Genomic DNA, 13534 nt, shown 5'->3' on the forward strand with positions numbered 1-13534 from the left:
CTCGACAGGACGTAGGAGGAGTGGTCATGACCCAGCGGTCGGAATGGTCCAGGAGGAAGTTTCTCGGGACGAGCGCGCTCGGAATTCTCAGTCTCAGCGCATGTGGCGGTCAGCCTGCCGCCCCGCAGGTGCAGGTCGAAGTCCCGCAGGGCGTCATCGATGCGGCCTCCGGCCTGCGCGGCAGTTCGATGGGGATGCTCTCGCAGAAGCTCTACTCCGAATCGGCGAACGCCGCGCTCGACCGCTCGATCCAGGCTTTCGCCGGCGCTACCGGCACCACGATCGAGAACTCCCTCGTCCAGGCCGACTCCGGCGACATGGTGGCCAAGACCGACGCCGAGGTGAAGGCGGGCAACGCCCGTGACCTGGCATTCTTCACCGACTCGCGGTTCATCGCGCAGTTCCACAACCTCGGCGACCTCACCGACGTCACCGACGTGGTGGAGGAACTGCGGGCCCAGTTCGGCGAGCCCGCTGCCGAGACGAAGAACTACTGCGTCTTCGACGGCCGGTGGTATGCGATCCCCTACCACTTCATCGGGGTCGGCTCGTTCTTCCGCAAGGACTGGCTACAGGAAAAGGGCATCGAGCTCAAGGACGCCTACACCTGGGAGGAACTGCGGGACATCGCACTCGAGATCTCCGACCCCGCCCAACGGCGTTTCGGGTGGGGTCAGACGGTGAACCGCTCCGGCGACGCCAACGGCTTCATCGAGAACGTCATCAACACCTACGGCGGCGCGATCTCCTCCAACGACGGACAGAAGGTGGAGTTCAACTCACCGGAGACCGTGGCCGCGGTCTCGTTCATGGGCGACATCTACACGAATCCGAAGTACAAGCCGATGCTCCCGCCCGGAATCGAGAGCTGGACCGACTCCAGCAACAACGAGAACTGGCTCGCCGGAATCATTGGGTTCACCCGCAACCAGTACAGCGTCTACGCCGACTCGAAGACGAAGCAGAACCCGGTCTACGCCAATACTCACCCGTTCATCGACGGAATCGGGCCCGCCAGCGACCGTCCGATCACCTTCGGCCAGTCGCAGGCGTTCGTCGTGTTCAAGGGGGCGAAGAACCCCGATCTCGCGAAGCAGGTGGCGAAGTACCTGGCGAGCGGCACTCCCCTGCTCGGCGTGGCGAAGGAGGCCCCCGGCCTGGTCAACCCGGCGTGGGACAAGGTGTGGGACTCCGACCCCTACTACACCAGCGGGGACCCTGCGTTCTCCGCCCTGCGCAAGATCACGCAACAGCCGCTGCCCCTGACCACCTCGACCGGCTACGCGTTCCCGCAGACGCCGAGCTCAGGGCAGCAGGCCAGCGTGGCCGCCTACCTCCTGACCGACATGATGCAGTCGGTCGTCCAGGGCACGCGGCCCGCTGAGGCGGTGGCCACCGCGCACGACCGGATGGTGCAGATCTTCGAGCAGCAGGGACTGCGGCAGTGACGATCCTGCGCCCCCGGCCGGCTCCGGTCGCACCAGCCGTCACGCGGGCGTCGCTCACCTCGGTCCAGCGCCTGCTCGGCCGCGACTGGCGGCTCGCCGCGGTGTTCATGGCCCCCACGGTCATCCTGGTCGCCGCGCTGATCCTGTTCCCGATCGTCAGCTCGGCGATCACCAGCACCACCGAGCGGCACGGGGCGGAGACCGTCTTCGTCGGCACCGACAACTACACGGCGCTGATCGGCGACGAGCTCTTCCACACCGGCGTGGTGAACTCGTTCGTCTTCACCGCGTACGCCGAGATCTTCAAGGTGGTTCTCGGCCTGATCGCCGCGCTGATGCTGCACCACATGCGGCGGGGAAAGGCGATCGTCGCGGGGGTGCTGCTGCTGCCCTGGGTGGTGCCCACCGTCGTCACGGCGTTCAGCTGGCGGTCGCTGTTCGACCCGATCTTCGGCAGCGTGAACACCCTGCTCACCGACTCCGGGATCGGCCCGGTGCTGGCGGCTCTGCACCTCGTCGACGCGTGGCCGGCCGGCTGGCTCTCCGACGCCTCGCTCGCCATGCCCTCGGTGATCCTGGTGAACGTCTGGAAGGGCATCCCGTTCTTCACGGTGACGTTCCTGGCCGGGCTCAAGGCGATCGACCACGGCCTGCACGAGGCCGCAATGGTGGACGGCGCGTCGCCGTGGCAGCGGTTCGTGCACGTCACGCTGCCCGGGCTGCGCTACGTCATGATCGTCACGGTCCTGCTGTCGTCCATCTGGACGTTCAACAACTTCGACCTGATCTGGCTCATGACCCAGGGCGGTCCCGGCGACGCCACCGCGCCGTACGTGATGGTGGCGTACTCGAAGGCGATCCAGCAGTTGCAGTTCGGCGCGGGCGCCGCGGTGACGCTGGTGATGGTGCCGATCATCGGCATCCTCGTCGTCATCCTCGTGCGGATGATGCGGCGCAGCGACGCCCCCGGCGCCGGTGACCTGGGCCGCAGCCGGCTCACCCCCGCGCAGCGCAAGGCCCTGCCCTGGGTGACCGTCGCCGTCGCCACGGCCGTGCTGGCCTGGGCGTCGCCGCACATCATCTGGAAGGCCGCGCTGGTGCTCGGGGTCTGCGTGCTGCTCGCCGCGGGCGTCGGGCGCGCCATCTCCACACTCGCCGCGCGCGGCAGGGAGAGGGCCGCACGGACGGTCAACGGCATCGGATCCGGGGTGGCGCTCCTCGGGCTGCTGCTCTTCGTGCTCGGCCCGCTCTACTGGATCGTCGTCACGGCGTTCAAGTCCGACACCCAGATCACGATGCGGACCAGCGACCTGTGGCCGACGCCGTGGAGCACGGAGCAGTTCACGGACCTGTTCACCAGCCAGCCGTTCGGCACCTGGTACATCAACACGATCCTGGTGTCGGTGGCCTCCACGGTGATCGCGCTGGTCTGCGCGGCGCTGTCGGGCTACGCGCTCGCCCGGCTGAAGTTCCGCGGCTCGGAGAGCTTCACCGTGACGATCCTGCTGACGTACGTGATGCCGGGCGCGCTGCTGTTCATCCCGCTGTACCAGCTGATGAGCGGGATCGGGCTGAACGACTCCCTCTGGTCGCTCGTGGTCACCTACCCGACGTTCACGCTGCCGTTCGCGACGTGGCTGCTGGTGGGCTACTTCAAGTCGATCCCGGCCGACCTGGAGGAGGCCGCCCTCACCGACGGCTGCACGCGCTTCCAGGCCTTCTACCGGATCGTGCTGCCGCTGGCGAAGCCAGGACTGCTCGCCGTCGCCCTGTTCACCCTGACCAACGCGTGGAACGAGTTCCTCTTCGCGTTCGTATTCATCACGAAGGACGGCTACAAGACGCTGCCCGTCGGGATGCAGTCGATGATCTTCGGTGACGTCGTGCCGCAGGGTCAGCTCGCCGCGGCATCGTTGCTGATCAGCATTCCGGTCGTCCTCATGTACGCCTTCGGCCAGCGGTTCCTCACGGAAGGCCTCACCGCTGGGGCGGTCAAGGGATGACCTCGGGACCGGACGAGGCGGTCGCGTCCCGAGGGGGACGCTCCAGCCCGGTGGGGACCTCGGTCGAGAAGGCGATGCGGATACTCGAGGCGCTGGCCGTCGAGGACGGGCCGCACCGGTTGATGGACGTGGCGGAGCGGGCCGGTGTCCCCCGCTCCACCGCGTACCGGGTGCTCGCCACGCTCGGCGCGCAGGGGTTCGCCCAGAACTGTGGCGACGGGCGCTACGGGATCGGCAGCCGGCTCGGCGGCCTCGGGGCGAGGGTCGTCCGGATGCTGTCGACCGGGATCGGCCCGACGCTGCAGGAACTGCAGCAAGGCGCGGGCGGCAACACGGTCCATCTGGCTGTGCGGGTCGGCGACCACGCCGTCTACCTGCACAAGGTCGACAACGACAAGCCCTACGAGATGCGCTCCCGGGTGGGCAACCAGCTGCCCCTGCACAGCACGGCGATCGGGAAGGCGATCCTCGCGCACCTCCCGCGTGACGAGGTGGAGGCCATCGTCACGACGGCGGGGATGGGGTCGCGTACCCCCGCCACGATCACGGAGGTGGCCGCGCTGCACGCGGAGCTCGCCGACGTGCGCGAGCGCGGTTTCGCCCTCGACGACGAGGAGAACGAGCTCACGGTGCGGTGCATCGGCGCCGTGGTGCTGGACCGCAACGGACGGCCCCGCGGCGGCGTCAGCGTCTCCTCGGTGACGTTCATGCTGGAGCGCGAGGAGCTGCTCGGCTACGTCCCGCTGCTGCAGGCCACCGCCCGGAAGGTGGCCGGCCTGATCTGACCCGTACGACCCGACGAGAGAGAGAAGGCGAACCGGACGTGCGCATCCAACCCGGCAAGGACGACCTCGAGGAGCTCACCGCAGCCTGGACGGGCGAGCGCTTCGGCTCCGGCCGGCCCCGCGTGCCCGACGAGGTGCTGGCGAGCCTCCGCCTCGCCACCACAGAGGAGGCCTGGGGGTTCCTGTTCCACGCCGGCTACGTCCGGCAGTTCGCGGGCGAGTGGCGGGAGACCCACCCCGGCACGGTGATCGTCGGGCGGGCCGTCACGGCGCAGTTCCTGCCGCACCGGCCCGACCTCGACGCGGTGGTGGTGGAGGCCGGAAGGCGAGAAGGGCATCTGGAGGGCGACCGCCAGAACTCCTGGGTGATCGAGACCCTCGAGAACGGCGACATCATGGTCGTCGACATCTTCGGCAAGATCGTCGAGGGCACGGTGGTGGGCGACAACCTCGGCACCGCCGTGGCCACCCGCACCGGCGTCGGCGCCGTGATCGACGGCGGCATCCGCGACCTGCAGGGCCTGCAGCAGCTCGGCGGCGGGGTCAACATCTTCCACCGGGCCGTGGACCCGACACCGATCCGCGGCGTCACCCTCGCCGGGATCAACATCCCGATCCGCATCGGCGGAGTCACCGTGCTGCCCGGGGACGTCGTGCTCGGGACGCCGACGGGCGTGGCGGTGATCCCCGCGCACCTCGCCGCCGAGGTGGCCGCGGCCAGCGAGGACACCCGCGTCCGGGACGTGTTCGGCAAGCAGCGCCTGTCGGAGCGCCGCTGGACGAGCGCGCAGATCGACGTTCCCACGTGGAGCGAGGAGATCGAGGCCGACTTCCTGCAGTGGCGCGCGACCCGCGCCGGAGAGGAGCGCTGACGGTGACCACCACCAGCAACGAGCCGTCCGTGATCACCGAGGAGCGCATCAGCACGGCATCGAGGCCGAGCGCCCTGCGCATCACCGACCTGCGGGTGGCCAACCTGCACGGGGTGCCCTTCCGGTCGTCGATCATCCGGATCGACACGAACCAGGGCCTCGTGGGGTACGGCGAGGTGCGCGACCAGGCGAGCGCCACCTACGCGCTGATGCTCAAGAGCAGGCTGGTCGGCGAGAACCCGTGCAACGTCGACAAGGTCTTCCGCAAGATCAAGCAGTTCGGCTTCCACGCCCGGCAGGGCGGCGGGGTGTCCGGCGTCGAGATGGCGCTGATGGACCTCGCGGGCAAGGCCTACGGCGTGCCGGCGTACGCGCTGGTGGGCGGCCAGTTCCGGGACTCGATCCGGTGCTATGCCGACACGCCGTCCGTGCCCGACCCGCACGAGATGGGGCAGCGGCTCCTGGAGCGCAGGCAGCGCGGCTTCACGATGCTCAAGATGGACGTCGGCGTGGACCTGCTGTGGGACGTCCCCGGCACCCTGATCGCCCCGCCCGGCGCCCGCGAGACCAAGACGGTGATGCACCCGTTCTCCGGCATCCAGGTCACCGCCAAGGGCGTGGACCACCTGGCGAGCTACGTGGAGACCGTGCGTTCGATCGTCGGGTACGACGTGGCGCTCGCCGCCGACCACTTCGGACACATCGCGCTCGACTCGTGCATCCGGATCGGGCGCGCGCTGGAGCCGTTCACGCTGGCGTGGATCGAGGACCTGATCCCGTGGCAGTTCACCGACCAGTGGCGCCAGCTCACCGAGGCCGTCGCCGTGCCGACGTGCACGGGCGAGGACATCTACCTCACCGAGGGGTTCAAGCCGCTGCTCGACGCCGGCGCGGTCCGGGTGATCCACCCCGACCCCGCCACGTCCGGCGGCATCAGCGAGACCAAGCGGCTCGGCGACTACGCGCAGGAGCGCGGCGTCGCGATGGCGCTGCACCTTGCGGCGTCGCCGATCGCGACAATGGCCTGCGTGCACCTGGCCGCGGCCACGGAGAACTTCCTCGCGCTGGAACATCACGCCGCTGACGTGCCGTTCTGGAGCGACCTCGTCACCGACCTGCCCCGCCCGCTCATCCAGGACGGCCACATCATCGTGCCCGAGACCCCGGGGCTCGGGTTCGGCGAGATCAACGAGGAGCTGTTCATGACGCATCTCGACCCCCGCGACCCGGTGTTCTTCTCCGAGTCGACGGTCTGGGACGGCGAGTCGAGCCACGACCGGCTCTGGAGCTGAGCGTGCGGATCGCGGTCACCGGGGCGGCGGGGAGGCTCGGGCGGTACGTCGTCGCCCGCGCACGGCTCGCCGGGCACGACGTGGTCGCCGTCGACCTGCCGGCGGCGCTCGCGACAGCGTCCGGCGAGTTGCAGCAAAGCCACTTTCACGCAACGACGTTGCCGCAAAGTGGCTTTGCTGCAACCGTCGAGTGCCGGGCCGCGGACATCACCCATCTCGACGAGGTCCGGGCCGCGCTCGCCGGCACGGACGCCGTGGCCCACCTCGGCGCGCTCACCCACCCCCACCACCCGGAGCCGGCGGTGCACCACATCAACGTCGGCGGCACGTACAACGTGCTGCTGGCGGCCGAGGAGCACGGGCTGGGCGCAGTCTGCCTCTCGTCGAGCGTCAACGCGATCGGTGGGATCTTCAGCCCGACCCCGCGCTACGACTACCTCCCGATCGACGAGGAGCACCCCGCGTACTGCGAGGACTCCTACAGCCTGTCGAAGTGGCTCGGGGAGCATCAGATGGCGGCGTTCGCCAGGCGCCGGCCCGCCGTCGCGTTCTCCGCGCTGCGGCTGCACGCCCTCCGCAAGGACTTCGCCGCCGCCCGCAGGCCGGCCGAGGACGACCGGGACCCCCGGGAACTGTGGGGGTGGACGTCCTTCGACTCCGCGGCAGCGGCCTGCCTGCTCGCCCTGCACCGCAGCACGCCGGGGCCAGCCGTCTACGACATCGTGGCCGCCCGGACCAGCACCGACGTCCCGTCGGAGGAGCTGGCCCGGCGGTGGTACCCGGATGTGCCGCTGCGCAGGCCGCTGCCCCGGAACACGGGCTTCTGGGACACCGGCAGGGCACTCGCCGAACTCGGCTGGGACGCCGAGGACGAGCATCCTGCCGTGTCGGACAGGGAGCGGAACGCCCGGTGAACGCAGTGGACGGGGACGTCACGTCCCCGTCCACCGTGCGCCGGTGCTATTCCACGAGCGCCGTGATCTTGCCCAATGGCTTGTTGGTGTCCCAGCACGATGTGGTGTCCGTGTCGAGCCGGAGGAAGCCCGTGCCGCCCGCACCGCCGTCACAGTAGAAACCCGGCTGGTTCGAGTCGAGGAACGCGCCGTTGGGGTCGATGTCGATGCCTACGTACGGAGCTCCGGGGAAGGTGTCGGCTCCGAGGTTCAACGAGTCGTAGGGGCAGCCTTCCACCGTGGCGACGCACGGGGCCGGACCGATCGGGGCGGGGCCGGCATTCGTCGTGTTGAACGCCACCGTCCAGATGACCCGGTCGGGTAGCGGCGTGCCTTCCGGGAAGTCGAACCTGAGTCGGAACGAGATTCCGTTGTAGCAGGCGCTGTCGGATGCGTCGAACCACTGGCCGGCGTTGGCACCCGTGCAATTCACCGGGTCGGCCGACGGCCGGTACGGAATACTGCCGACTTCCGTCCGGGTGGCCAGCAGGGCCCCCGGCGTCGGAATTGGACCGGAATCGTCCACGGCGTAGACGTTCATGGTGATCGGGTGGGCGAACGTGGCCCCGGGCGTGGTCACGCAGTTGTTGCTGAAGAAGTTCCCGATCTGGCAGGCCGAGCTGTCCAGCACGACCTCCAGGGACTCCAGCTCGCGTTCGGGCCCTCCGGCGAGCCCGACCTCGTCGCCGAGTTCGCTGGTGCCGGTGGCGTTGTAGCTGATGGAGACCACGTGGCCGGGCAGGTCGTCCGGGATCGAGCTGTAGACGATCTGGGACCCGGGATCAGGGCCGGGCCCGGGAGGCGGCGGGGGACCGAGGGAGCTCCCGTCACCGACGTTGACGCAGTTCCCCTGCTGGCTCTGGGAGAGGATCGGGCCGAGAAGCCCCGTGGCGGCTGAGTCCTGCTCGAAGTCGCAGCGGTTGACCTGGTTCCGCTGGACACTGTCGTCCTCGATGAGGAACGACGTGTTGTCATCTCCGTCGCCACGGTCGTCGCGGTCGATCGCGAATGCAAATGGACTCAGCGCAAATATGCCGGCCGCGGCGGCGACCGCCACGATTCCAGCCTTCTTCAGCACAGGTGTTCTCCTCGTCGCGGGTCGACATGAATTGCCGACGCTCGGAGTCAGCGCGTCGGCCGCCACGGCCATCGCGGAAGGGCCTCTTCGGGGGAGCCCGCCGACCGGGGGCAATCTATCGCGCAAGGCACCGTCAACCAAAGCGCGTAAACCCTATTGTACGAATAAAGTACGGACAGTCAGGTTACGCGTCTGATTGTGTTTGTTCAGTGTGGGCGAATTGCTGCAGAACAGCCCTTCGACAACGGAGCGTCGGCCCACTATCACCCGAAGGGCGGCGTACCCTGTCGACGGTGCGATCGAGAGGCGAACGCGCTCACCAAGCGCTGTTGCCGGGCCGGGACGGCCCCGCTCCCGGGTCGCGGTACAGGTTCCGTTTCGAGATGTACTGCACGACGCCGTCCGGCACCAGGTACCAGACGGGATGCCCGTCGGCGACCCGGCGCCGACAGTCGGTGGACGAGATGGCCATCGCGGGCACCTCGACGAGCGTGACGGAACCGTCCGGCAGGTGGTGGTCGTCCAACTCGTAGCCGGGCCGGGTGACCCCGACGAAATGCGCCAGGTCGAACAACTCGTCGAGCTTCTGCCAGGAGAGGATCTGGGACAGCGCGTCGGCGCCGGTGATGAAGTACAGCTCCGATCCGGGGCGCTGCCGGTGCAGGTCGGTGAGGGTGTCGGTGGTGTAGGTGGGCCCGCCGCGGTCGATGTCGACCCGGCTCACGGTGAACCGGGGGTTGGACGCCGTGGCCACCACCGTCATCAGGTAGCGGTCCTCGGCCGGGCTCACCTCGCGCTCGGACTTCTGCCACGGCTGACCCGTGGGCACGAACACGACCTCGTCGAGACCGAAGCGGTCGGCGACCTCGCTGGCGGCCACGAGGTGGCCGTGGTGGATGGGGTCGAACGTCCCGCCCATCACCCCGATCTTGCGCTTCACCTTGTGCAGAGTAATGCGCCGCACCGAAACACCGTGGCAACTCAACGGCCGTAGCGTCATCTGAACCAATCGGTTCAACGAGCGCAGGAGACCGCCATGAACCTGAGTCCCGACCTCGCAGCCGCCTGTCTGGTGCCCCGCCGGGTGTCCACCCCGGAGGAGGCACGGGACGTGATCGCCGCCGACGGGGCAGCGATCATCGGTGGTATCGCCGACGAGGAGGCGGCCATCGCCTTCGGCCGGGCCGTGCTGGGCGACGATCTCGTCCGGATCGGACGGCAGATCGAGGCCACCGCCAGGCGCGCCGCCGCCGACGGCGCCCGCGTCGACGAGCAGCCGCCCGACGCCCGCGGCCGCAAGCGCCGGATCTCGGGCGACACCACACTGCCGATGCCCCCGCACAACGACGGGTTCGCGTTCGGCGACCAGGCGCCGGACCGGCTCTTCCTGTTCGGCGCCCGACCGGCCGCCGTCGGAGGCGAGTCCTTCCTGATCGACGGCGTGCGGCTGCTCGACATCCTCGCCCAGGACCCGGCGAACGCCGAGATGGTGCAGTTCTGCCGCACGGTCGACATCGACCACTCGGAGCCCAACTTCCCGCAGGACCGGTTCTCCCCGATTCTGCGCACCACCCCGGCGGGACGGCCGCAGGTGCGCCACCACCCCTATCTCGCGCCGGTCCTGGGCCCTGACGAGGCGGCGCAGTGGCCGTTCGTGGAGCACTGGAAGGCCGCGGTGACCGCGGCGCGCGACACCGGCGCCCGCTTCCGGCTGGAGGCGGGCGACATGGCCTGCGTGGACAACTACCGGCTCTTCCACGGCCGCCACGGCTACAGCGATCCGGCGCGGGTGCTCTACTCGATCTGGGGCTGGAGCACCGCGGCCGTCGCGGTGCCGACGGGCACGCTGGACATCGTCAACCCGCAGAACCCGGCTCAGCTCGCCGGCTGACGCGCCTCGGCCGGGACCCGTTCCCCGATCGCGGCCCGGCAGCGCTCGGCGAAGGCGGCGGCGGCGGCCGCGTAGGTCGCCGTCACCGCCTCGTGGTCACCGGTGGAGATCAGGTCGAACTGCAGCCCGCGCCACAACGCGACGATCTCGCGGGCCGACCGGGCCGCGGGGGCGGCCGGCACCCCCTCGGCGCGCAGCGCGGTGGCCACCTGGTTGGTCCAGTCGTGGCCGACCCTGGCGAGGAACTCGTCGAAGCGGCCGGGGTTGTGGGCGGCCTGCCCGAAGATCTCGAAGAACAGCCGGTGGAACGGGAGGTTCTCCGGGGCGGCGATGCCCCTCCAGCAGTTCAGCAGGCGATCGACCAGCGGCGTACCTGGCTCGTCGAGGGCGGTCATCGCCACGGCGAACGCCGGGAACCGCCGCGAGGCCTCCAGCAGCGCCTGCTCGATCAGCTTCTCCTTCGAGCCGAAGTAGTAGAGCAGCATGCGGTTGTTCGTACCGATCGCCGCGCCCAGCCCACGCAGCGTCATCTCGGCGATGCCCTGCTCGAGCACGTGGTCGGCAGCCAGCCGCAGCAGTCGGTCCCTCTCGGGCTCCGCGCCACCGTCCACCATGGCGCACCACGCTACCCGGGACCCTTCTCGTTACCTCCGGGCGCCGAGAGCGCAACACGGCAGCAACCGTTGATCCCTAGCGTGGCTGAACCGCTCGATTCACCGGAGTCCGAGATGCGAGCACCAAGCAGCGCCACCCCGTCCCCCACCGACACCCCCTCCGCCGGGGCCATCACCCTGCGCGGGATCGTCAAGGAGTTCCCCCTGCGACGCGGCACGGCGCTGCGGGCCCTGGAACGTCTCGACCTGGAGATCGCCCGCGGCGAGTTCGTCGCGCTGCTCGGCCCGTCGGGCTGCGGGAAGTCCACCGTCCTCCGGCTCGCCGCCGGCCTCGAACAGCCCACCGACGGCGAGGTGCTCGTCGAGGGCCGCAGCCCGGCCGAGCTGATCAGGGCGCACCGGCTGGGCGTCGCGTTCCAGGAACACGCGCTGCTGCCGTGGGCCAGTGCACGCTCCAACGTCGCGCTGCCGTTCCGGGTGGCCGGGCGGCAGGTCGACCGCGAGCGCGTCGACGCCCTGCTCGAACTCGTGGGACTCGCCGGCTTCGAGGACGCGCGGCCCCGGCAGCTCTCCGGCGGGATGCGCCAGCGGGTGGCCATCGCCCGCGCGCTCGCCCTGGAGCCCGACGTCCTGCTGCTCGACGAGCCGTTCGGAGCACTCGACGCCGTCACGCGCCGGCGGATGAACCTCGAGCTGGCCCGGATCTGGATGGAGCAGCAGATCACCACCCTGCTGGTCACCCACGACGTCGACGAGGCCGTGCTGCTCGCCGACCGGGTCGTCGTGATGACGGGCAGGCCGGGCCGCGTGCGGCACGTGCAGCAGGTGGAGATCCCGCACCCGCGCGGCAGCGACGTCACGCGCGACCCGGAGTTCCATGCCCTCGTCGACCGGCTCACCGGGATGCTCGACGACCCCGAGCCCGCTGCAGCGGCCTCGTGACCCGGGCCGCCGGCGGAGCCACCGCACTCCCCCGCAGCCCGGGGCTGGCCGCGGGCGGCGTTCTCACGTTGCTGGTGCTCGCCGAGCTCGTCGGCCGGCTCGGACTCGCCGGGCCGGGCTGGCCACCGCTCACCGCCGTGCTCGGTTACGTGACCGAGCCTGCCGCACAGCAACTGCTGGGCCGCGCGCTCGTGGCCACCGGCTCCGCCGCGCTCGGCGGGTTCCTGCTCGGAAGCGTCGCCGCGCTGCTGGTTGCCGCACTCAGCGTGCTGCTGCCGGCCACGGCTCCCGGGCTCGACCGGCTCGCGGCCGTCGTCAACGCGGTCCCGCTCATCGCGCTGGGACCCCTGCTGATCACCACCGCCGGGCGCGAGGCCACCCCGACCCTGGTCGCCGCCCTGGCCGCGGGCTTCGCCCTGTTCGTCGCCGCGACGTCGGCACTGGCGTCGGCGAGCAACGCCCAGCGCGACGTGTTCACCGTGCTCGGCGCGGGCCGGGCCGCCACCCTGCTGCGGCTGCAGCTGCCCGCCGGGCTCCCGCTGATCGTCGACGGGCTCACCCTCGCCGCGCCGGCCGCCGTGCTCGGCGCGGTCATCGGGGAGTGGTTCGGCGCGCAGCGCGGCCTCGGCGTACTGCTGGTCAGCTCCATGCAGAACGTGCAGACCAACCAGCTGTGGGCCGCCGCGCTCACCGCCGCCGCCATGTCGCTGCTCGCCTACGTCCTGCTGGTGGCGCTGCGCGCGGCCGTGAACCGGAGGTTCCAGTGACCCAGCTTGCGAGCGAATCATCGCTGCCGGCGGCCCGGCAGGCTCCGGTCGGCCGCGAGCACACCTCCCGGCCGTCGCCGGTGCGGCAGGTCGCGCACGGCCTCGGCCGCGTCGTCTCCCGGTACTGGACGGTGGCCGTCTTCGTCGTCGGGTGGCAGCTCTGGTCATGGCTGGGCGGCTACAACCGGATCGTCGTCCCCGCGCCGTCGCTGGTGTTCACCGACGTGGTCGGCAACCTCGGCGCCTACCTGCCCGACCTCGGGTGGACGCTCGCCATGGCCGCGGGCGGACTGGTCGTGGGCATGGCGCTGGGCTCCGGGCTCGCGGTCGCGGTGTGGGCGTCGCGGATCGCCTCGGGCATGATCACGCCCTTCGCGCTCGTCATGCGGTCGGTGCCGGTGGTGGCGATGATCCCGGTGCTGGCCAGGGTGCTCGGCTACGGCTGGATCACCGTGCTGGTGATCACCTCCGTGGTCTCGTTCTTCCCCGCCTTCGTGTTCGTCGGGGCCCGGCTGCGCGACGCACCGCAGGCGACGTCCGACCTGATGGGCGTGCTGGGCGCGTCCCGCTCCACCGTGCTCCGCCTGCTGCTGCTCCCGCACGCCGTGCCCGGGCTGCTGGTGGCCTTCCGGCTCACCGCCCCCACAGCGGTGCTGGCCGCGATGCTCGCCGAATACCTGATGGGCGGACGGGGTCTCGGCACGTTGTTCGCGCAGTCGGTCAGCTTCTACCAGCCCGACCGGGCCTGGGGCACCGCGCTCGTGGCGACGGTCGTCTCCGTCGCCTGCTTCGTGGCCGCCCGGGCCGTGGAGCGCTGGGGCACCGCCCGGTTCACCTGACCCACCCGTACCGCACCCCCGAGCCCCCCGACCCCGAACCTGAGGAGACC

At 70.4% G+C, this 13534-nt stretch carries 13 protein-coding genes; 10 read left to right on the forward strand and 3 right to left on the reverse strand.

Going from position 1 to position 13534, the window contains the following annotated elements; translation table 11 throughout:
* Positions 1 to 26: 26 nt before the first annotated feature.
* The 6 genes from AC5L35_RS24135 to AC5L35_RS24160 are packed head-to-tail and all read left to right on the forward strand — an operon-like array spanning position 27 to position 7314.
* Positions 27 to 1448 carry an extracellular solute-binding protein gene (locus AC5L35_RS24135; protein ID WP_495061962.1) on the forward strand — a complete coding sequence of 474 codons (1422 nt, stop codon included), beginning with the start codon at positions 27 to 29 and terminating at the stop codon, positions 1446 to 1448.
* Positions 1445 to 3451 (forward strand): ABC transporter permease, encoded by a 2007-nt coding sequence (locus tag AC5L35_RS24140; protein ID WP_495061963.1) that lies wholly within the window; start codon positions 1445 to 1447, stop codon positions 3449 to 3451. The genes AC5L35_RS24135 and AC5L35_RS24140 overlap by 4 nt, the downstream gene beginning before the upstream one ends.
* A gap of 50 nt (positions 3452 to 3501) precedes the next feature.
* The gene (locus AC5L35_RS24145; RefSeq protein ID WP_495061964.1) at positions 3502 to 4236 is read left to right on the forward strand and encodes an IclR family transcriptional regulator; all 735 of its coding nucleotides are present in this window, start codon (positions 3502 to 3504) and stop codon (positions 4234 to 4236) included.
* Between the two features lie 38 nt (positions 4237 to 4274).
* Entirely contained in the window at positions 4275 to 5108 is an 834-nt protein-coding gene (locus tag AC5L35_RS24150; RefSeq protein WP_495061965.1) for an RraA family protein, read from the forward strand.
* 2 nt (positions 5109 to 5110) lie between these two features.
* On the forward strand, positions 5111 to 6400 hold the full coding sequence (locus AC5L35_RS24155) for a mandelate racemase/muconate lactonizing enzyme family protein (protein ID WP_495061966.1): 1290 nt from the start codon (positions 5111 to 5113) through the stop codon (positions 6398 to 6400).
* Between the two features lie 2 nt (positions 6401 to 6402).
* Positions 6403 to 7314, forward strand: coding sequence for an NAD-dependent epimerase/dehydratase family protein (locus AC5L35_RS24160; protein ID WP_495061967.1), 912 nt, complete (start codon positions 6403 to 6405; stop codon positions 7312 to 7314).
* A 46-nt stretch (positions 7315 to 7360) separates the two neighbouring features.
* Here AC5L35_RS24160 and AC5L35_RS24165 read toward each other — a convergent pair whose 3' ends face one another.
* Positions 7361 to 8503 (reverse strand): hypothetical protein, encoded by a 1143-nt coding sequence (locus tag AC5L35_RS24165; RefSeq protein WP_495061968.1) that lies wholly within the window; start codon positions 8501 to 8503, stop codon positions 7361 to 7363.
* Between the two features lie 244 nt (positions 8504 to 8747).
* Positions 8748 to 9371, reverse strand: coding sequence for a nicotinate-nucleotide adenylyltransferase (nadD, locus tag AC5L35_RS24170; protein WP_495061969.1), 624 nt, complete (start codon positions 9369 to 9371; stop codon positions 8748 to 8750).
* A gap of 96 nt (positions 9372 to 9467) precedes the next feature.
* Here nadD and AC5L35_RS24175 point away from each other — a divergent pair, with 96 nt between their 5' ends.
* On the forward strand, positions 9468 to 10322 hold the full coding sequence (locus AC5L35_RS24175) for a TauD/TfdA family dioxygenase (RefSeq protein ID WP_495061970.1): 855 nt from the start codon (positions 9468 to 9470) through the stop codon (positions 10320 to 10322).
* Here AC5L35_RS24175 and AC5L35_RS24180 read toward each other — a convergent pair.
* Positions 10307 to 10936, reverse strand: coding sequence for a TetR/AcrR family transcriptional regulator (locus AC5L35_RS24180; protein WP_495061971.1), 630 nt, complete (start codon positions 10934 to 10936; stop codon positions 10307 to 10309). The two genes, AC5L35_RS24175 and AC5L35_RS24180, sit on opposite strands and share 16 nt — an antisense overlap.
* A 114-nt stretch (positions 10937 to 11050) precedes the next feature.
* Between AC5L35_RS24180 and AC5L35_RS24185 the strand changes: the two genes are divergently transcribed.
* The 3 genes from AC5L35_RS24185 to AC5L35_RS24195 are packed head-to-tail and all read left to right on the forward strand — an operon-like array spanning position 11051 to position 13484.
* Complete coding sequence (locus tag AC5L35_RS24185) at positions 11051 to 11878, forward strand: ABC transporter ATP-binding protein (RefSeq protein ID WP_495061972.1); 828 nt, start codon at positions 11051 to 11053, stop codon at positions 11876 to 11878.
* Complete coding sequence (locus AC5L35_RS24190; RefSeq protein ID WP_495061973.1) at positions 11875 to 12645, forward strand: ABC transporter permease; 771 nt, start codon at positions 11875 to 11877, stop codon at positions 12643 to 12645. Before AC5L35_RS24185 ends, AC5L35_RS24190 begins: the two co-directional genes overlap by 4 nt.
* The gene (locus tag AC5L35_RS24195; protein WP_495061974.1) at positions 12642 to 13484 is read left to right on the forward strand and encodes an ABC transporter permease; all 843 of its coding nucleotides are present in this window, start codon (positions 12642 to 12644) and stop codon (positions 13482 to 13484) included. Before AC5L35_RS24190 ends, AC5L35_RS24195 begins: the two co-directional genes overlap by 4 nt.
* The last annotated feature ends 50 nt before the right edge of the window (positions 13485 to 13534 follow it).

Source organism: Pseudonocardia sp. OZ21 (assembly GCF_059359135.1).